Genomic DNA, 18,269 nt, shown 5'->3' on the forward strand with positions numbered 1-18,269 from the left:
TAGCAGGGCCTTCGCGAGGAGGACGCCGTGCCGGCTTTCGCGCACCTGCACGTCGCCTCGGGGTACTCGCTGCGCTACGGCGCCGCTCTCCCCGGGCGCCTGGTGGAGCGCGCCGCCGAGCGGGGCATCACCGCGCTGGCGCTGACCGACCGGGACACCCTGGCCGGCAGCGTCCGCTTCGCCAAGGCCTGCGCCGCCGCCGGGGTACGCCCGCTCTTCGGCGCCGATCTCGCCCACGCCCCGCATGCCGCGCCGCACCACCGGCCCGCCACCTGGCACACGGCACGCGAGCGGGCGTTCGCCGCCGACCGCGCCCCCCGCGTGGTCCTGCTCGCCGAAGACCGCGCCTCCTGGGCCGCGCTGTGCCACCTGATCAGCGCCGCGCACGCCCATCCCGGCGCGGTACCCCGGCTCGCCTGGGCCGACCTCGAGCGCCACGCCACCGGCCTGACCGCCCTCCTCGGCCCCGCCTCGGAACCCATCCGGGCACTCGGCGCCGGCGACCCCGACCGGGCGGCGGCTCTGCTGGCACCGTGGCGCGAGATCTTCGGCCCCCGTCTGCGCCTCGAAGTGGCCTACTACGACCCGCGGGGCACCGGGCCCGGCTCGCTGCCCCTGGCCGCCCGCACCCTCAACCTGGCCGCCGAGGAGGGCGTCGAGGCGGTCCTGGCCGGTGCGGTCCGCTACGCCGATGCCGACCAGGCCCCCGTCGCCGACGTCCTGGACTCCGCCCGCCGCCTGACCCGCATCGACCCTCGGCGCACCGACGGTGGCGAACGCTGGCTCAAGCCGCCGTCCGCCATGGCCGCCATCGCCGAACGCGTCGCCCGCGCCGCCGGCCAGGACGCCTCAGGCGTGCTGGCCGCCACCGCCCGCTGCGCCGACCGGCTGCGCCTGGACCCCGAAGGCGACCTGGGCCTCGGCCAGGTCCACTTCCCCGAGCCGCAGCTGGTCGGGGCGAGCCCGAGCGCCGCGGCCCGCCTGCTGGCGGCCCGCTGCCGGGCGGCCATGGCCGCCCATGGCTACGACCACGACCCGGCCATGCTTCGACGCCTGGAAGAGGAGCTCGCGGTCATCGAGGCGCTCGGCTATCCCGCCTACTTCCTGACCGTCGCCCAGATCGTGGACGACACCCGGCGCCGGGGCATCCGGGTCGCCGCCCGCGGCTCCGCCGCCGGATCGCTGGTCGTCCACCTCCTCGGCATCGCCACCGCCAACCCCGTCCAGCACGGCCTGCTCATGGAGCGCTTCCTCTCCCCGCGCCGCACCGCACTGCCCGACATCGACATCGACGTGGAGTCCGCCCGCCGCCTGGAGGTCTACCGCGCCATCTTCGACCGCTTCGGCCCCGAGCGGGTGGCCACCGTCTGCATGCCCGAGACGTACCGCATCCGCTACGCCATCCGCGACACCGCCGCCGCGCTCGGCCTCGACCCGGCCGAGACCGGCGACCTGGCGAAGGCCTTCCCCCACATCCGCGCCAGGGATGCCCGCACCGCACTCGCCGAGCTGCCCGAACTGCGCGCCGTCGCCGCCCGCTACGCCCGCTGTACCAGGCTGTGGGACCTCGTCGAGGCGCTGGACGCGCTCCCCCGTTCGATCGCCATGCACCCCTGCGGGGTGCTGCTGTCCGACCGCACACTCATGGACCGCACCCCGGTGGTGCCCAGCAGCGGCGAGCACCTGGCGATGTCGCAGTTCGACAAGGACGACGTCGAGGACCTCGGTCTGCTCAAACTCGACGTCCTGGGCGTGCGGATGCAGTCCGCCATGGCCCACGCCGTCGCCGAGGTCCACCGCACCACCGGCCGCCTCGTCGACCTCGACGACCCTCGCCAGGTCGCGCCCGAGGACCCCGCCGCCCTCGAACTGATCCGCTCCGCCCGCACCGTGGGCTGCTTCCAGCTGGAAAGCCCCGGCCAGCGCGATCTCATCGGCCGCCTCCAGCCGACGACCGTGCACGACCTCGTGGTCGACATCTCGCTGTTCCGGCCCGGCCCGGTCGCCGCCGACATGGTCCGCCCCTTCATCGCCGCGCGCCACGGTCTGCGCCGGCCCCGCTACCCCCACCCGGACCTCGTGCCCGTCCTGAGGGAGACCTACGGCGTCGTCGTGTGGCACGAACAGGTCGTACGGATCCTCGCCCAGCTGACCGGCTGCGACCGGGCCACGGCCGACGAAGCCCGCCGGGCCCTCGCCGACACCGCAGATCAGGCGCGGGTGCGCCACTGGTTCACCACGCGGGCCCGTGCCCGCGGCTACCGGCCCGCGGTGATCGAGCAGACCTGGCGGATCCTCGAGGCGTTCGGCGCCTACGGCTTCTGCAAGGCCCACGCCGTCGCCTTCGCCGTCCCCACCTACCAGTCCGCCTGGCTGAAGGCCCATCACCCCGCGGCGTTCTACGCCGGCGTCCTCACCCACGACCCCGGCATGTACCCCAAACGGCTGCTGCTGGCCGACGCCCGCCGCCACGGCATCACGATCCTGCCCCTGGACGTCAACCGCTCCGGCGCCGACTACCGCATCGAACCCCTCGACCCCCACGATCCCGACCGGGGGTACGGCCTGAGACTCGCCCTCTCGGACCTCTACGGCATCCACGCCGCCGAAATCGCCCGGATCACCGCCGGCCGGCCCTACGCCTCACTGACCGACCTGTGGCAGCGCGCCCGCCCCGGCCGACCGACCGTCGAACGCCTCGCCCGGCTCGGGGCCCTGGACCCGCTCACCCCGGGACTCACCCGTCACGACATACTCCAGCGCGTCGCACAGCTCCACGACCGCCCGCGAGTCCACGCCGCCCAGCTCACCGTTCCCGGCACCGACGCCTGCCCGCACGCCGTCAGCTCGCTGCCCGACCTGACCGACCGCGAGAAGCTCCATGCCGAGCTCCGCCTCCTGCGCATGGACGCGTCCCGCCACATCATGACGGAGTACCGCCCATTCCTGGACGAACTGCGGGCCGTGCCCGCCAGCCGCCTCACCGACCTGCCAGACGGCGCAGCCGTCCTGGTCGCCGGCGTGAAGTCGGCCGTTCAGACCCCGCCCATCCGCTCCGGACGCCGCGTCATCTTCACCACCCTCGATGACGAAACCGGCCTCGTCGACCTCGCCTTCTTCGACGACACCCACCCGGCCTGCGCCCGCACGCTCTTGCACTCCGGGCTGCTCGTGCTGCGCGGCACCCTCCAGCGACGCGGGCCGCGCAGCCTCACCGCGGTGGGCACCCACGCATGGGATCTGACCGCGGTCCACGCTGCCTGCCGGGCCCTCGGCCCCGATGCCGTCCGCCAGCTGCTCGCGGCCACGCCCGACGGCCGCGCACCGGCAGCGCCGGTGACGGCCGGGCCCGCCCCGCAGTTGTCCTCAGGCTCGCGGCCGGCCAGGGCCGCCGACATCCGCCTGCTGCACGCACGGTGATCCGTCAGCCGTCGGTACCGTGATCTCCAGCCACGTCCGGCGGAGACACGCGCGGCATACGTATCCGGGTCGCTACGGCTTCCGGCCGACCGCCCCGTGTACCGCGACGTCGGCGGCGGTGGGACGGGGCGGCGGCTCCGCCTCGGCGCGCCATTCGCTGACCGCGACGATGCCCGGCTCCACGAGGTCGAGTCCGTCGAACAGCTCGGCGAACTCGGCGCGGTCGCGTGGCCATGCGTCGGTGCGGCCGCTGGCGATCATCGAGTCGTAGGCGGCCGCGATGTGCGGTGGCGAGAAGTCCTTGGTGGCGTTGCTGGCGACGAGGAAGCTGCCGGAGGGCAATGCGTCGAGCAGCTGCCGGACGATCGGCGCGGCCGCGCCGTGGCCGTGAATGAAGTGCAGGACCGCGATGAGCATGAGCCCGACCGGCTGCGACAGGTCGAGCGTGTCACGCAGCTCCGGGTGGGCGAGAATCTTGCCGGGCTCGCGGAGGTCGGCTTCGAGGTAGGCGGTCCTGCCCTGCGGGCTGCTGGTGAGCAGGGCGCGGGCGTGGACCATGACCATCGGATCGTTGTCGACGTAGACGACCCGGGACTCGGGTGCGATGGCCTGGGCGACCTCGTGGGTGTTGTCGGCGGTGGGCAGGCCGGTGCCGATGTCCAGGAACTGCCGGATGCCGGCCTCGCGGGCCAGGAATCCGGTCGCCCGCTGCAGGAACCGCCGGTTTTCCACGGCCATGGTGCGAACCGTCGGGAACACCTTCGCGATTTCGTCGCCGGACGCGCGGTCGACGGCGAAGTTGTCCTTGCCGCCGAGCCAGTAGTTGTACCGGCGGGCCGGCTGCGGAACGGACGCGTCGATCGCGCTGTGCGGCGCGTCGTGACCTGCTGCTTGATCGACCACGGGCGACCTCAATCCGTCAGTTGTCGTTGTCCGGCTCGCGCGTCGGCGTGCCGGACTGCGCCGTCAGCCTAGCGGTGCCCGTCACCACACGCATAACCGTCGCCGGCCCCGTGTGCATGAGTGACATGTGCTGGCCGACCGGCTGCTGGACGGGCTGCGGCACCGCCTCGACGTGGGTGACAGTTGGACGACGGCCCGGGCGAACGGCGCCGGCCCGGGCGGGCTCGGCATCACCGCCCGCGACCGGGTGCAGCCCCACGGCAGGGGGCAATCAGGGACAAAATGGCTAAGATCGTATCATGCGTTCGGACTTCCTGCTGCGAATGGTGCGTCCGACGCCCCCACCGATCGGAGTGGGGATCGCGGTCGCTGTCCTCCTGGTCGCTGCGGAGACCCTGCTGGTCTATCCGCTCGAGACACTCGCGAATCCGTCGTCCCTGCCCATGATCTACCTGCTCGGCGTCATCGTGGTGTCGATGGTGTGGGGACTGGCGCTTGGACTCGCCACATCGCTGGCAAGCGTCCTGGCATTCGATTTCTTCTTTATCCCGCCCATTCTGGGACTCAGCATCTCCAATACCCGGGACTGGATTACGCTTGCCGTCTTCACCGGAGTTGCTCTGGTGACCAGCGCCCTGGCGGACTTGTCCCGATTCCGGGCCGCCCAGGCCCAGGAGTCCGACCTCACGGCCGAGATGGCCGGCCTGCTGCTCAACACGGACGACGTTGCCGCGGTGCTGCCCGCGGCCGCACAGCAGATCGCGCATGCGCTCGATCTGCCCGGGGTGGCGATCAAGCTCGAAGCCATCCCGGACGACGGGCGGCGTTCGGCATTTCCGCTCCGCGACGGCGCGACTTCGCTCGGGACCCTGCAGGTCCCTGCCACCACGCATGAGATGTCGCTACGGCGTTTGCGGGAAAGGGTCATTCCGTCGCTCGAGTCGCTGCTGCGCGTCGCCCGCGAGCGCGCGGCCATGGTCGACTCCCTCAGAGCAGGACGCGAAGAGCTACGGCTCCTCGCCGATCAGCAGGCAGCGTTGCGGCGGGTGGCGACCCTGGTCGCGCGTGGTGTCAGTCCGACCGAGGTCTTCGCCGCGGTGACGACAGAGGTCAGCCAACTCCTGGACGCGCGCTACACGACGGTGTTGCGCTACGAGCCCGGCTGCACAGTCACGATCGTGTCGACCAACCAGCCCACGTTGATGTCGCTGGTCCACAGCCGCTGGCCGGCCAATGACGGCAACGTCGCAGGACTGGTGCGCCGAACCGGTCGCGCCGCCCGGATAGCCGAGGAAGACACTGCCAACCCCGGCGCCGACAGCCGCGACGGCATCCGCGCGGCGCTCGGCCTGCCGATCGTCGTCGAGGACCGGCTGTGGGGCGTGGTCGCCGTCTCGTCGATGCGTACCGAGCCCCTGCCACCCGACGCGGAGGAGCGCATCCAGGGCTTCACCGACCTTGCCGCCACCGCCGTCGCGAACGCCGACAAGCGCGACGAACTCATCGCATCCCGCGCCCGTATTGTCGTCGCCGCCGACGCGGCCCGCCGGCGCATCGAGCGCGATCTGCACGATGGCGCGCAGCAGCGGCTCGTCTCGATCGGGCTCGAGCTGCGCGCGGCGGAGACTGCCATGACGCTCGACCAGGTCAAGGCACAGGTGTCGGATGTGGCGACAGGTCTCAAGGGCGTGCTGGAGAATCTCCGGGAGATCTCGCGAGGCATTCACCCCGCGGTGCTGGCCCAAGGTGGCCTGGGGCCGGCGCTCAGGTCGCTCGCTCGCCGCTGTACGGTCCCGGTGGAGCTTGACATGCACATCGATCGACGACTGCCGTCGGGCGTCGAGGTGGCTGCCTACTACGTCGTGTCGGAATCACTGACGAACGTGGTGAAGCACGCACACGCGTCGCGTGTGCGCATCGCCGCAAAGCTGCACGGCGAGACGCTTCAGCTCTTGATCCGCGACAACGGGGCTGGGGGAGCCAACCCTGACAAGGGATCCGGACTCATGGGCCTGATCGACCGGGTGGTGGCACTCGGCGGGCAGATGACGATCACGAGTCCTGCGGACGGCGGGACCTCCTTGTCGGCCACCATTCCGATCGGACACGCCGACCCCTCCGCTCCCCCTGCCACGGCCGGTGTCGAAGGGGCGCCAAGTCGGCCAGCTGGACGTTAGCGCCGTTACCATCTCAGGCATCCCCGGTACAGCAGACGTCGCCCCGCCAGGCTTCCCGGCCCTCCTTGACCGCCACCGCGGCGATGATCAGGGCGGCGGCCGGGTCGGCCCACCACCACCCAAACAGTGTGTTGACGGCCAGCCCGGCCAGCAGCACCGCCGACAGGTACGTGCACAGCAGGGTCTGTTTCGAGTCCGCGACCGCCGTGGCGGAGCCGAGCTCGCGCCCGGCGCGGCGCTGCGCGGCGGACAGCACCGGCATCACGGCGAGGGACACCGCGGCGATGACCAGCCCGACCGTGGAGTGCTCAGCACGGTCGCCGCCCAGCAGGGCGCGGGCCGACTCGACGGTGACGTAGGCGGCGAGGGCATAGAACGACACCGCGATGATCCGCAACGCGGTGCGCTCCCGGCGCTCGTGGTCGGGGCCGGAGAACTGCCAGGCCACCGCGGCAGCCGAGGACACCTCGATGACCGAGTCCAGGCCGAAGCCGATCAGCGCGGTCGAGGACGCCCTGGCGCCGGCGCTGATCGCGACGACCGCCTCGACCACGTTGTACGTGATGGTCACCGCGACGAAGAGCCTGACCCGGCGGGCGAGCACCGCCCGCCGGGCAGAGGAGGCTCCACGCGATGGTAGCGGCGCGAGGTGCAGCGGCGCGGCCATCAGCAGCAACCGTCGCGCTCGGCCGTCGGGCACGCGGCGGGATCGACGGCGAGCACGAGGCCGAGCAGGTCGCCCAGCGCGTGCGTCAGGCGGGGATCGGCGAGCTCGTAGCGGGTCCGGCGGCCTTCCGGCACGGCGACGACGAGACCGCAACCGCGCAGGCAGGCCAGATGGTTGGACAGATTCTGCCGGCTGGTGCCCAGGGCGTCCGCGAGCTCGGCCGGATATCCAGGCGCCTCCCGCAGGGCCAGCAGCAGCCGGGCGCGGACAGGATCGGACAGCGCGTGGCCGAAACGAGCCAGGACCTGGCCGTGGGTCAAAGTCTCCACTCGCCGACAGTACATCCACCGCTGAATAAAGTCGACACTGTACTGTTGCGTTCGGCTCAGCCGTTGAGCCGGTCGGCGGAGATGCCGAACATTTCGTGGGCGACACCGAAGCCCAGATCGTCGACCAGCCGGCGCTTCCAGGGCCGCTGCACGATGGCATGGGTGAGGCGCCGGGCCGAACGCGGGCTTCGCATGATGCGCTCGGCGATCTCCCAGGCTCGCGGTAGCAGCCGATCGGCCGGCAGCACCTCGTTGACCAGGCCGAGTTCGAGCGCCTGGCGCGCCCCGATCGGCTCACCGGTGTAGAGGTGGTACGCGGCCCGCTTGGTGCCGATCAGCTCCTGCAGCGTCAACTGTTGGCCATCGCCCGGGGCGACCCCGACGGGAAGATGGGGATCAACGATCGTGGCGGTCTCGGCGGCCAGGGTGATGTCGCACAGCAGCGCGAACTCGGTGTGCGCGATGCTCGGCCCGTTGATCGCGGCGATCGTCGGGATGTCGATCCCGAAGACGAAGTTCTCCAGCAGCTTGATCGCGTCGTAGTAGGTGTGCTCGTAGGAGAAGTCCTTCGGGCGCGCCTCGCGCATGAGCTTGCGGGTCGCCTCGTCCGCGTCGCCGGTCTGGGCGGGGGCGGATGGCGGTGCGAGCCAGTGGTCACCGGTACCGGTGAGGATGAGCACCTCGTTGTTCGGGTCGTTGCCGATCTCCTGCCAGGCCTGGCCCCAAGCGTTGTGCACGGCGAAGTTGAAGTCGGCGGGTCCGCCGTTCGTGTGCATCCGTAGCTCGATGATGCCGTCACGGCGTCGCATCACGAAGTAGTCGGCGTACTTCTCGGCGTACGACTCGAAGCGGGGGCGTGGGACGTAGCCGCCGGAACGGGCGTGCCATTCGTCGAGTTCCTCGGGCATGGTGGGCCACCTTCGATGCTGGGGACATGAGAGCAACCTCCGGCAAACCGGAGCGCCGCTCCGAATATACAGAGCACCGCTCCGGTTAGCAAAGAGCCCGGCGGCGGACAGGACTCAGGCGACGGCAGCGCCGAACCACCTGGGCAGCCGGCCGAGCAGATCCTGCTGATCCTCACCGGCCCACACCACGTGGCCGTCCGGCCGCAGCAGCACGGCGGGCACGTCCAGCTCCTCGCTGACGTCGACGACATGGTCGACCCGATCCGCCCAGCCCGCCACCGAAAGCCGGCCCGTCTGGTCGAGCAGCAGTCCGCGGCCGCGGTGTGTCAGCTCGTAGAGGCGGCCCCGCCTCAGCCGCACGTCCCGCATCCGCCGGCCGAGCAGTTCGTGGCCCCCGCCGAAGTCGTAGCGGACGCTGATCGCGGTGAGCTTCTCGATCAGGTACCGGTTCACGTCCTCGAAGTCCATCAGTTCCGACAGCAGCCGGCGTACCGACCGGGGTCCCGGCTCGGTGGACAGCAGTTCCATCTGCGCGCGGGTGTTGTTCAGCACGTCGGCGGCGACCGGGTGCCGTTCGGTGTGGTAGCTGTCCAGCAGGCCTTCCGGTGCCCAGCCGCCCACCTCGGCGGCCAGTTTCCAGCCGAGGTTGAACGCGTCCTGGATGCCGAGGTTGAGGCCCTGCCCGCCGGTCGGCGGGTGGATGTGCGCCGCGTCGCCGGCCAGTAGCACCCGGCCGGTCCGGTAGCGCTCGGCCTGCCGGGTAGCGTCGCCGAAGCGGGAGAGCCAGCGCGGTGAGTGCACGCCGAAGTCGCTGCCGGCGAACACCCGCAGCTGCCGCTTGAACTCCTCCAGCGTCGGCGGGGCCGAGCGGTCCTCGGCCACCCCGTCGGCGGGCACGATGACGCGGTACACCCCGTCGTCCCCAAGGGGCCCGAGGCCGAACCGTTTCTGCGTCTTGCGGACCTCGGCCACCGCGGCGGCCACCGTCTCCGGTGGCGCAGACACCTCCATCTCGCCCAGCAGCGTCTCGACGCGAGAGGGCTCGCCGGGGAAGCCGACGCCGAGCAGCTGACGCACCGCGCTGCGGCCGCCGTCGCAGCCGACGAGGTAGCGCGAGCGCAGCTGCGTGCCGTCGGCGAGCTCGGCGGTCACCCCGTGGTCGTCCTGGCTCAGCCCGACCAGTTCGCAGCCGCGCCGGATCTCCGCGCCGAGTTCGGTGGCGCGCTCGGCCAGCAGGCGATCGGTGGTGGGCTGCGGGATGCCGAGGACATAGGCGTGCGCGGTGTTCAGCCGGTCGGGTGCGGGCTTGTCGATGCCCGCGAAGAAGCCGCCGATCGGGTACTGCCGGCCGTGCGCGAGGAACCGATCGAGCAGGCCGCGCTGGTCCATGACCTCGATGCTGCGCACGTGCAAGCCGAGCGCGCGGACATGCCTGGCCGGCTCCGCCAGCTTCTCCACCACGAGTGCGCGCACACCGTGCAGCCGCAACTCAATGGCCAGCATCAGGCCCGTCGGTCCGCCGCCGGAAATGATCACGTCAAACATGAAAGCCCCCATTGAGCCCGTCTCGATCGACGAATTCTGCGGCACGAGCCGGGTCTTGCCGCAAGCCCCCTGGTGCGCTATACGTTAAGAGTGGCAAGGAGTTCTTGCCACTCTTGTCCGTTGTGGACGGACACCCTCCTCTGGCTACCCGGACTGTCGACGCTGTTATGAGGTCGCGTCGAGGTAGACCTCGACGTCGTAGAGCAGCCGAACGGGTTCGCCGTTCGTGACACCGACGAAGACGGGGTCGCCGGCCGGGGTCCGGCCGTGGCGCCAGACCTGCTCCCGGGCGGCATCGCGGGACTCGCGGTGAACCTTGCCCGATCGATGAAGTTCCAGGGCCCGGCGGGCGGTGGTCCGGTCGCTGTCCAGCTGAATCCGCATCAGCGGCATGTGCCGGCCTTCCTTGATGAGACCTAACGATGAACAGGTAACTTATCATCGTTAACTTCATTGCCCACTGTACTAGAGTGTGGTGGTGATGACGACAGAGTTCGGCGACCCGTCGCGTGAAGAGCGCACTGCCGGCCGCGATGCCGGTTCGGTATGGCTGCAGGCGGAGTCAGGCCGTTCTCGCCGGACGCCGCCACTGACTCGCGAACGGATCGTCGCCGCGGCCGTCGCGCTGCTCGACGAGCACGGTATCGACGGTCTGACGATGCGCCGCCTCGCCCAGCTTCTCGATGTCACGTCGACAGCGCTGTACTGGCATGTCCGGACGAAAGACGACGTCCTCGACCTCACCGTTGATCAGATCTTCGGGGACGTGCCCCTCCCGGATGCGTCCGGCAACTGGCGTGACGACGTCCGTGCGCTGATCCGGGGCTGGCGCGAGGCCATGCTGCGCCATCCGTGGGCCCCGGGCCTGATCGGGCGCCCGTTGCTGGGACCGAACGTCCTGGAGCGCACCGAGTTCCTGCAAGCCGCACTGGCGCGCGGCGGCCTCTCCGGGGTCCAGCTGACGGTGACCACGCACCTCCTGGCCAACTACGTGATCGGCGCGGCGCTGACCGAGGCCACCTGGCGGCGGACCACGGACCCGCAGGAGCGAGCGGAGGCCCGGCGACGCATCACCGGCAACCGTACCGCCTATCCGACCCTCAACGCGTCCGGGCACCTTGACAACACGCAATGGAGCGACGACGACGTGTTCGAACGCGGCTTGGAGGCCATCCTCGCGACCGTGTCACGGTAGTGCGGACGGACCGATGGTTCAGCCGGCCGCGGCCGCGGCGGTGACCGCCGCGGCCTGGCTCTGCGCCGGCATCCGCGACCCGGCCTAACGGCAGGCCCAGCGGTACGCGGTTCCGGCCCCTTCACCCGCAGTGCCGACCAGCGTGCCATCGCGAGCCACCCCGGTGACCTGGGTGCGGTGGTATCCGGTGGGAACGGGCAGCTTCCTGGTCCCGGTCTCGGCCCACAGCACGCTGCCGTCGACCACGTTGAGCACCACGGTGCCGTCGGGCAGCAGTCCGGTGGCACCCGCGTTGGGTACGCCGGTCTGAACCTCCTGGACTTCCCCGGTTCTCAGGTTCCACCGAGCCCACGGCAGCTCGGCCCTGGGGAGTCGCCGTCCGCTGGTGTTCACCGCCGTGCCGGCGAGGTAGTCGACGGGGCCGTCGGCCCAGTCCCCCACGACCCGAACGGCGACCCCGCCAGGCTTGCCCTGCGGGACCGGCAGGACCTTGCCGGTGCCGTCGGCCTGCCAGAGGTACGGCTGGGCACCGTTGCCGAGGCTACCGACGATCCGCCCGTCCGCGTCGATGCCGTGCGCGGAGGACTGCCCACCGGCTTGACCGCCGGACGGGGTCGGCAGCAACTGCGGCTGGTTCCACTTCCCGTGCCGCCACACTACGGCCCGGAACTTCCCACCCGGCATACGGGCATCGCCGACGACGTCACCGGCGTCGTTGATCGCGTTGGCCACGACGTTCAGGGCACCCTGTGGCCTGCCGAGCGGGGTCGTCTTGGCCCCCTCGACGACGTACCCGTCGGCGTCGACGTCGCTGTCGACATTGCCGATGATCGTCCCGCTGCCGTTGACGCCGTTGACGAGCAGCCTCGGCACGGCCGTGAGCCTGTGCGTGCCGTCGGGGCCGGACAGGACCACCGTGCCGTCGACCCCATCCGGGACACCCACGATGTACCGGCCGGACCCGTCGATCTCGACGACGACCGTCGAGCCGAGCGCCGTGAGCGGCACCGCCTCGCACGGGGGCAGCGACGCCGACGGCGACGGCACCGGCGCCGGTCCTGCCGGATCGGGCTTGGCGACGGGCCGCTGCTGTGCGAGGGCCGCGCCACCCACGATGACCGCCACGACAACGGCCGCGGCGACCGCGGTCACGCCCCGGCGGCGGCGCACCCGGGCTCGGCCGGCGGCGACGACCGCCGCGGTGTCCAAGCGGCTGTCGGGGACCGGCTCGCGGGTCAACATCGCGAACGGGTTCTCGCTCATGCCAGGCTCCTCTCGTTGTGGTCGGTGCTGGTGCCCATGTGCCGGCGCAGCGCGTCGAGCCCCCTGGCGGTGTGCGCCTTGACGGTGCCCTCGGAGAGCCCGAGCAACTTCGCGACCTCCAGCACGGGCAGATCGCACAGGAACCGCAGCACCAGCACGGTGCGCTGCCGTTGCGGCAGCCCGCGCAGTGCGGCGCGCAGCAGCATCCGCTGCTCGACGTCGGGGTCTGCGGCCGCGACCGGCACGTCCGGCGGAGCCTCCCGCAGGTGGACGCGTGACAGCCAGCGCCGCCGGTCCCGCAGGCACTCCCGCACGACCATCACGTGCACGTAGGCGTCGAGGTTGTCGACCTCGCGCATCCGGTTCCAGCGCTGGTACAGCACGGTCAACGCGCTCTGCACCGCATCGTCGGCCCGGTCACTGTCGCCGAGTACGTGGTATGCGATGCGGTGCAGCCGCTGTTTCCGGCTCGCGATGTATTGCGAGAAGTCATGTTCCCTGTCTGGGTGCACGTGGTGGGGTCCCTTCCGTGGACGGATCCACCCTCTTTGAGTCGTGCCGGCCGGAAGAGGTTTACCCAACGGAGGCACCCGGCCGGTGCGCTTGGCTTTCGCCGCCGTCGGCGTCCCGTCGAGGCCGGCCGGCGGTGATGCACCGGCTTGGCGAGCGCTATGCCTTTGGCACCTTACGTGGTAACGTGCCCGAAATCTTCGGGAGCGCTCCCATAACTGCCGCACCCCCGCACGAAGGAGCACCGTGGCACGTCTTTCCCACTGCCTGGCGGCCGCCGGCCTGCTGTTCGCGACCTCGGCCGCCGCCGTGGCCGTCAGCGGCCCCGCGCACGCCGGCACCCGCGCCTGCGACAAGGTCGACACGACCACCATCCAGGACGCCTACGTGGTCATGAACAACGTCTGGGGCGCCGACACCGCGCAATGCCTCGACGTCACGGACAGTGGGTTCGCGGTCACGGCCGACCACAGCAAGCGCACCGACGGCGCGCCGGCCTCGTATCCGGCGGTCTACTTCGGCTGCCACTACAATACCTGCTCCAACGGCACCAACCTGCCCATACGGGTCGGCGAGATCAGCAGCGCGACCAGCAGCGTCACGTTCTCGTACCCGAACAGCGGGGTCTACGACGCCGCCTACGACATCTGGCTGGACCCGGCGCCCAGGGAGGACGGGGTGAACCGGCAGGAGCTCATGATCTGGTTCAACCGGCAGGGCCAGGTCCAGCCCGTCGGAACCCGCACGGGCAGCGTGACCATCGGCGGCCGCACCTGGGAGGTCTGGACCGGCAACAACGGATCCAACGACGTCGTCTCGTACGTCGCGCCGTCCCCGATCACCACCTGGAACTTCAGCGTGCTGGACTTCGTCACCGACGTCCAGAAGCGCAGCAGCGTCACCGACGCGTGGTACCTGACCAGCATCCAGGCCGGGTTCGAGCCGTGGGTGGGCGGGAACGGCCTCGCCCTCACGTCGTTCGCCGCCAGCGTCAACGGCATCAGCGGCGGTGCGACGTCAGCCGCGCCGGACGGCTGCCGAGTGACGTACACGCCGAACACCTGGAACAACGGCTTCACCAGTACCGTAACCATCGCCAACACGTCGAAGACCGCCGTCCACGGCTGGAAGCTGACGTTCCCGTTCTCCGGAAACCAGCGGATCACCAAGGCGTGGACCGCGGACGTGTCCCAGAACGGCACCGTGGTGACCGCCGCCAACGCGCGGTACAACGGTTCGATCGCGGCGAACGGCAGCATCTCGTTCGTGGTACAGGGCACCTACAGCGGCACCAACGCCCCTCCGAAGGCCTTCAAGCTCAGCGGCACCGCCTGTACCACGGGCTGAACCCGGATGCCCGTCGCCGGGCCGCCGGCGGGTCAATGCACCGCGACGGCCCGGACCGGGAACGACCCCATCGCCCGCACCGGTGCCGGCAGCGCGGTCAGCCGGCTTCCCGTGTCGGGAACGACCTCGAGGTTGGTCAGGTTCTCGATGATCGGGATGTCGGCGCCGAGCAGCCGGGCATGGGCGGTCCGGGCCGGATCGGCCGGGTCGTCGATGCGGACCGAGTCGATGCCGACAAGCGCGGCGTTGGCGTCGACGAGCGCGTCCACGGCGCCGGCGGTGAGATGCGGGCAGTCCAGGTTGAGGTAGCGGGGCGTCCCCCAGTGGCGCGCCCAGCCGGTGTGCACCAGGACGGCGCGCCCCCACAACCGCTCCGGGTCACCGAGGTCGAGCGCGGTCACGGCGTCCCGGCCGAAGGCCCGCACAACGGTGATCGGGACGCCGACCAGGCGTTCGAGCGGCAGACGGGCCAGATCGGCGCGGTCTTCATGGCAGTGGTACGGCGCGTCGAGGTACGTGCCGGTGTTGCCCACCAGGGTCAGCGACTCGATCTCGAACGACACACCCGACGCCGCCCGCGGGACGGCAACCGTCAGGTGCGGGCTCGGCACGTCCGCGCGGGTGAGCATCCCGGCAACGATCTCGTGCGAGAGGTCCACGACCACACGTCGCAGCATACGGAGCACGGCATCCAGCCGTACCGGGATTCGCGGGTCACGTGCGGTTCGCGCGGGGTCGCGTTCGGTCGGCTGATGGTGCAGAGTGATGGGAAGTCCGGGGGGGCGATGCGGAGTGGCTCGGTACGTCATGACGGCTGAGGACGCGGTCGACCTGCTGGCGCGGCTGAACTCGCACGGCGTCGATGTGTGCGTCGGCTGCGGCTGGGGTGTGGATGCGTTGTTGCAGGAGCAGACGCGGGAGCACTCGGACCTGGACCTGTGGGCGCCCGCTGCGCAGTTCGAACGGCTGGTGGTCGCGCTCACGGAGGCTGGCATCGACCAGCTCTTCCCCTGGCCTGGCGATCGGCACTGGAACTTTGTGGTGCACGACGGGGCCCGGTGGCGAGTTGACCTGCATATGTACGAGCCGCTGCCGGACGGTTCGTTGCACTTCGGATCGGTCGTCGACGGCGTGGTCTTCCCGGCCGAGGCTCTGGCGGGACACGGGCTGATCGCCGGGAGGCCGGTGCGGTGCGAGGCCGCCGAGTGGTCGGTGCGCTGGCATACGGGTTATCCGCCGCGGGACACGGACCGTCACGATGTGCCGTTGCTGTGCGAGCGGTTCGGCATCGAGCTGCCAGAGGCGTTCACGCAACGCGAACAGGGGCCGAGGGTTGGGTAAGGAAGTAGGTATTGTTCAATCGCGGTGTGGATCAGCCATGTTGGGTGATCAGTTCGCGGAGTTCTGACAGGTGGGCGTCGAGGGCGGGGTCGGGTGTACCGACCCAGGGTCCACGGAATTGGGGCCGCCGGGAGACGAGGTCGGTGAAGGCGGCGATCTGGTCGCGGGCATTCTCGGCCCAGCTGACGTCCTCGCCGACCGCGATGCGAGCGGCGTAGGACAGGTCGATACGTTCCTGCAGCCATGGCGGGGCGAGTCCGGCGCGTTGCGCTGCGGCAGCCGGGTCAGCGGACGCCAGGGCGGCGATCCGGGCGGCGAGAGCCCGCTGGCCGTGGCGCTCTGCCATGCGCTCGAACCGGGTCCACTCGCGGCCCACGGAGCCGAGTCGTTCACCCCACCGCTCGATGAGGACGAGGCGCAGCGCGCGGGCAGAGACACGCAGCAGGTGCGTGGCTTTGGCCAGGTCTTCGGTCTGGGTTCGGGTCGCTTCGGCGAGGGCATCGGTGGCTTGTTGATGCCAAATGTTGATGCGCGCGGCGACGACCGTGGGGTGGAACCGGACGGTGCGTATCCACGCGGCGAACGCGGTGCCGAGTTCGTCCTCAGGGTCGGCGGCGTGCCCGCCGTATGCCTTGTCGATGCCGTGGAACCAGCGCGGTTCGGCGATGCGTGCGACTGCATGATCCGGTCCGGCGGCGACCGCGTCGCGGATCTCGGTGGTGGTGAAGGCCAGCCAGCCGACGTCGAGAGCTTGGGCGCGGCCGGATCCGGTCCACCAGTCGACGAGTGCGGCGCGGCGCTGGTCGAGCTTGGCTGCCGATTCCTCCGGATCGCCGGAGTCGGCGTAGATGGGTAGCAGGTCGATGTCGGACATAGGCCAGGGTTCGCCGCGTCCGACGCTGCCGGCGACGATGAGTCCGTGGACGCCCGGAGTTTGCCCGAGCACGGTGATGGCTTCGTGGAGTCGTTCGTCGAGCAGTTGTTTCCACCGGTCAGTGGGCTTCATCGGCTTGGGCTCCTTCTCTGTTGGGACGGCAACTGACTTGGCGGCATCGAGGTCGTCTCGGCGCCCTGGCTGCGGCTGCGAAGTCGGGCAGCATGCGCCAAATCGCGTAGCGACGCAGCAGGTGCTACTCGTCGGGGTTGTCGCGCTGACCGATGGTGCGGGCGATCGCCTGTTCCAGCAGGGTCGGGCGAATCAGCGAAAGGCTACGGCATTCTCCGAGGCCCATTGCCGGAACGGCCTGGCCGGGGCACCGGTGACTTGGAAGACTGTGTCGCGCACCTTGAGCAGCTCGTCGTTAACGTCGCCGCCCGTCACGTCGAGCACCGCATCCGCAGCTTCATCGCCCAGGAACGCGGCCATCCGACGGTGGGCCTCCTTCCGGCTGATCTCGACGAACGGCACGTCCCGCCCCAGCACTGCCGCGATGGCACCGACCTGCTGCCGGGCTGTGATCGGCTCCGGACCGGTCAGTGCATACGTCCGCTCTCGGTGGCCGGCCTCAGTCAGCGCCACCCTAGCCACCGATGCGATGTCCGCGGGGTGGATCGTGGGGAGACCGATGTCCGCGTAGGGCACGCGGACCGTTTCGTGCTCGCGGATCGCTCCCGCCCACCACAGGGCATTCGAGGCGAACTGCGTCGGCCGCAGGATCGTCCACATCATGCCGCTGCCCTTGAGCAGATGCTCGACAGCCAGGTTCTCGCCTGCGGGGCCCAGGTGCGGATGGGTCTGGACGGTAATCGACGACACCAGCACCACGTGTTCCACACCTGCCTGCCGGGCGGCCTTGAGGATCTCGGCGTCTGCGCCCACGCGTGACACGAGGAACAGCGAATGCACCCCGTCCAGCGCGGGCTTCAGCGAGACTGCCCGAGCGAGGTCACCCTCAACGGCTTCGACCCCCTCCGGAAACCCAGCCCGTGCGACGTCACGGGTGAGAACCCTCAAAGAGCCCACGCCGAGATCCTGGAGCTCCTTCAAGAGGGCGCTTCCTATGTTTCCGGTGGCTCCGGTTACCAGAATCATGAGCCCTCTCCCGTGGTCAGGTATTGATCAACGTGACGCTAAGATCTCAACCAAACTTCAGGTCAAGGGGATTCCTCACAGGTGCCGAGATCGAGTAGCCGAGGGTGCGACTCCTTCCTGAGCACGCGGACGGGTGGGGTGGGAGCGTCGATCGATCTGGGCAGTTTTGCCCTCGGCAGCGCCGGGGCTTCAAGCCAGTCGCGTCGCTGATGCGGGCCCCGACCGCCATTCGGCGTAGGCAGACTCCAGTCGCTCGCGCTCGCGCTGAGTGCCGATGGCGGTGCGATGCTCCGGGTGCTCGGCGTAGTGGCGGACGACCGTGGCGAAGAAGACGTAGTCGACGTAGAAGGAGAGCACGCGGACGTTGAACCGCTTCGGACGCCCGCCCGAGCGCCCGTACCGCAGCGACACGGTCCAGCGACTCGCCGCCGGCGGGCCGTCCGCGACCAGGTCGTCCCAGCGGATATCCCGGCCACGCAAGGGATACCGCACGGTAATGCCGACCGGCGTGAGCTTGACTTCCTCTCCACGCCTGAAGGCGGGGGATTCCCGTGGCTGAGGCGCGTTCACGCCGCGAGCCGATTGGGTGGTTGGCGCTTCACAGACCGGCCAATGCCGAGGTCTCCACGCCC

General features: G+C 70.5%; 17 protein-coding genes. 5 read left to right on the forward strand and 12 right to left on the reverse strand.

What is annotated here, in order from left to right; all coding sequences use genetic code 11:
• Positions 1 to 27 precede the first annotated feature (27 nt).
• Entirely contained in the window at positions 28 to 3,420 is a 3,393-nt protein-coding gene (locus ABT297_RS20600; protein ID WP_350551806.1) for a DNA polymerase III subunit alpha, read from the forward strand.
• 72 nt (positions 3,421 to 3,492) lie between these two features.
• Here ABT297_RS20600 and ABT297_RS20605 read toward each other — a convergent pair whose 3' ends face one another.
• Complete coding sequence (locus ABT297_RS20605) at positions 3,493 to 4,323, reverse strand: SAM-dependent methyltransferase (RefSeq protein ID WP_350551808.1); 831 nt, start codon at positions 4,321 to 4,323, stop codon at positions 3,493 to 3,495.
• Between the two features lie 299 nt (positions 4,324 to 4,622).
• Between ABT297_RS20605 and ABT297_RS20610 the strand changes: the two genes are divergently transcribed.
• The gene (locus ABT297_RS20610; RefSeq protein WP_350551810.1) at positions 4,623 to 6,500 is read left to right on the forward strand and encodes a DUF4118 domain-containing protein; all 1,878 of its coding nucleotides are present in this window, start codon (positions 4,623 to 4,625) and stop codon (positions 6,498 to 6,500) included.
• Between the two features lie 13 nt (positions 6,501 to 6,513).
• On the opposite strand, the gene ABT297_RS20615 is transcribed toward ABT297_RS20610, so the two are convergent.
• The 5 genes from ABT297_RS20615 to ABT297_RS20635 all read right to left on the reverse strand — a co-directional run bounded on the left by ABT297_RS20615 (position 6,514) and on the right by ABT297_RS20635 (position 10,342).
• Positions 6,514 to 7,167 carry a cation efflux transmembrane domain-containing protein gene (locus ABT297_RS20615; protein ID WP_350551812.1) on the reverse strand — a complete coding sequence of 218 codons (654 nt, stop codon included), beginning with the start codon at positions 7,165 to 7,167 and terminating at the stop codon, positions 6,514 to 6,516.
• Positions 7,167 to 7,496, reverse strand: a complete 330-nt coding sequence (locus ABT297_RS20620; protein ID WP_502885602.1) for an ArsR/SmtB family transcription factor — start codon at positions 7,494 to 7,496, stop codon at positions 7,167 to 7,169. The genes ABT297_RS20615 and ABT297_RS20620 overlap by 1 nt, the downstream gene beginning before the upstream one ends.
• A gap of 56 nt (positions 7,497 to 7,552) precedes the next feature.
• Entirely contained in the window at positions 7,553 to 8,404 is an 852-nt protein-coding gene (locus ABT297_RS20625; protein ID WP_350551817.1) for an enoyl-CoA hydratase/isomerase family protein, read from the reverse strand.
• A gap of 114 nt (positions 8,405 to 8,518) precedes the next feature.
• Positions 8,519 to 9,949 carry a rifampin monooxygenase gene (rox, locus tag ABT297_RS20630; protein WP_350551819.1) on the reverse strand — a complete coding sequence of 477 codons (1,431 nt, stop codon included), beginning with the start codon at positions 9,947 to 9,949 and terminating at the stop codon, positions 8,519 to 8,521.
• 165 nt (positions 9,950 to 10,114) lie between these two features.
• A complete protein-coding gene (locus tag ABT297_RS20635; protein ID WP_350551821.1) occupies positions 10,115 to 10,342 on the reverse strand; it encodes a hypothetical protein in 228 nt (75 codons plus the stop codon).
• Positions 10,343 to 10,430: 88 nt separating this feature from the next.
• Between ABT297_RS20635 and ABT297_RS20640 the strand changes: the two genes are divergently transcribed.
• Complete coding sequence (locus ABT297_RS20640; RefSeq protein ID WP_350551851.1) at positions 10,431 to 11,144, forward strand: TetR/AcrR family transcriptional regulator; 714 nt, start codon at positions 10,431 to 10,433, stop codon at positions 11,142 to 11,144.
• Between the two features lie 84 nt (positions 11,145 to 11,228).
• Here the strand turns inward: ABT297_RS20640 and ABT297_RS20645 are convergent, their stop codons facing one another.
• Both ABT297_RS20645 and ABT297_RS20650 read right to left on the reverse strand, forming a co-directional pair.
• Complete coding sequence (locus ABT297_RS20645; RefSeq protein ID WP_350551823.1) at positions 11,229 to 12,407, reverse strand: hypothetical protein; 1,179 nt, start codon at positions 12,405 to 12,407, stop codon at positions 11,229 to 11,231.
• A complete protein-coding gene (locus ABT297_RS20650; RefSeq protein WP_350551825.1) occupies positions 12,404 to 12,919 on the reverse strand; it encodes a SigE family RNA polymerase sigma factor in 516 nt (171 codons plus the stop codon). Before ABT297_RS20650 ends, ABT297_RS20645 begins: the two co-directional genes overlap by 4 nt.
• A gap of 244 nt (positions 12,920 to 13,163) precedes the next feature.
• Here ABT297_RS20650 and ABT297_RS20655 point away from each other — a divergent pair, with 244 nt between their 5' ends.
• The gene (locus ABT297_RS20655) at positions 13,164 to 14,264 is read left to right on the forward strand and encodes a GH12 family glycosyl hydrolase domain-containing protein (protein ID WP_350551828.1); all 1,101 of its coding nucleotides are present in this window, start codon (positions 13,164 to 13,166) and stop codon (positions 14,262 to 14,264) included.
• 32 nt (positions 14,265 to 14,296) lie between these two features.
• Here ABT297_RS20655 and ABT297_RS20660 read toward each other — a convergent pair whose 3' ends face one another.
• Positions 14,297 to 14,941: a cyclase family protein gene (locus ABT297_RS20660; RefSeq protein ID WP_350551831.1), complete on the reverse strand. Its 645-nt coding sequence runs from the start codon at positions 14,939 to 14,941 to the stop codon at positions 14,297 to 14,299.
• Positions 14,942 to 15,071: 130 nt separating this feature from the next.
• Between ABT297_RS20660 and ABT297_RS20665 the strand changes: the two genes are divergently transcribed.
• The gene (locus ABT297_RS20665) at positions 15,072 to 15,605 is read left to right on the forward strand and encodes a nucleotidyltransferase domain-containing protein (RefSeq protein ID WP_350551834.1); all 534 of its coding nucleotides are present in this window, start codon (positions 15,072 to 15,074) and stop codon (positions 15,603 to 15,605) included.
• A gap of 31 nt (positions 15,606 to 15,636) precedes the next feature.
• Here ABT297_RS20665 and ABT297_RS20670 read toward each other — a convergent pair whose 3' ends face one another.
• From ABT297_RS20670 to ABT297_RS20680, 3 genes are all read right to left on the reverse strand, one after another.
• Entirely contained in the window at positions 15,637 to 16,611 is a 975-nt protein-coding gene (locus ABT297_RS20670) for a nucleotidyltransferase domain-containing protein (protein ID WP_350551837.1), read from the reverse strand.
• Between the two features lie 192 nt (positions 16,612 to 16,803).
• Entirely contained in the window at positions 16,804 to 17,637 is an 834-nt protein-coding gene (locus tag ABT297_RS20675; protein ID WP_350551840.1) for an NAD(P)H-binding protein, read from the reverse strand.
• Between the two features lie 189 nt (positions 17,638 to 17,826).
• Positions 17,827 to 18,117, reverse strand: coding sequence for a hypothetical protein (locus tag ABT297_RS20680; RefSeq protein WP_350551843.1), 291 nt, complete (start codon positions 18,115 to 18,117; stop codon positions 17,827 to 17,829).
• Positions 18,118 to 18,269 lie beyond the last annotated feature (152 nt).

Source organism: Dactylosporangium sp. NPDC000555, from assembly GCF_040300025.1.
In the GTDB taxonomy this organism is placed as follows: Bacteria; Actinomycetota; Actinomycetes; order Mycobacteriales; family Micromonosporaceae; genus Dactylosporangium.

Coding starts and splice junctions, on each gene's coding strand:
- ABT297_RS20615 (WP_350551812.1), bottom strand. CDS start 7,167: ATGGCCGCGCCGCTGCACCTCGCGCCGCTACCATCGCGTGGAGCCTCC.
- ABT297_RS20645 (WP_350551823.1), bottom strand. CDS start 12,407: ATGAGCGAGAACCCGTTCGCGATGTTGACCCGCGAGCCGGTCCCCGAC.
- ABT297_RS20665 (WP_350551834.1), top strand. CDS start 15,072: ATGACGGCTGAGGACGCGGTCGACCTGCTGGCGCGGCTGAACTCGCAC.
- ABT297_RS20625 (WP_350551817.1), bottom strand. CDS start 8,404: ATGCCCGAGGAACTCGACGAATGGCACGCCCGTTCCGGCGGCTACGTC.
- ABT297_RS20640 (WP_350551851.1), top strand. CDS start 10,431: ATGACGACAGAGTTCGGCGACCCGTCGCGTGAAGAGCGCACTGCCGGC.
- ABT297_RS20660 (WP_350551831.1), bottom strand. CDS start 14,941: ATGCTGCGACGTGTGGTCGTGGACCTCTCGCACGAGATCGTTGCCGGG.
- ABT297_RS20675 (WP_350551840.1), bottom strand. CDS start 17,637: ATGATTCTGGTAACCGGAGCCACCGGAAACATAGGAAGCGCCCTCTTG.
- rox (WP_350551819.1), bottom strand. CDS start 9,949: ATGTTTGACGTGATCATTTCCGGCGGCGGACCGACGGGCCTGATGCTG.
- ABT297_RS20635 (WP_350551821.1), bottom strand. CDS start 10,342: ATGCCGCTGATGCGGATTCAGCTGGACAGCGACCGGACCACCGCCCGC.
- ABT297_RS20670 (WP_350551837.1), bottom strand. CDS start 16,611: ATGAAGCCCACTGACCGGTGGAAACAACTGCTCGACGAACGACTCCAC.
- ABT297_RS20610 (WP_350551810.1), top strand. CDS start 4,623: ATGCGTTCGGACTTCCTGCTGCGAATGGTGCGTCCGACGCCCCCACCG.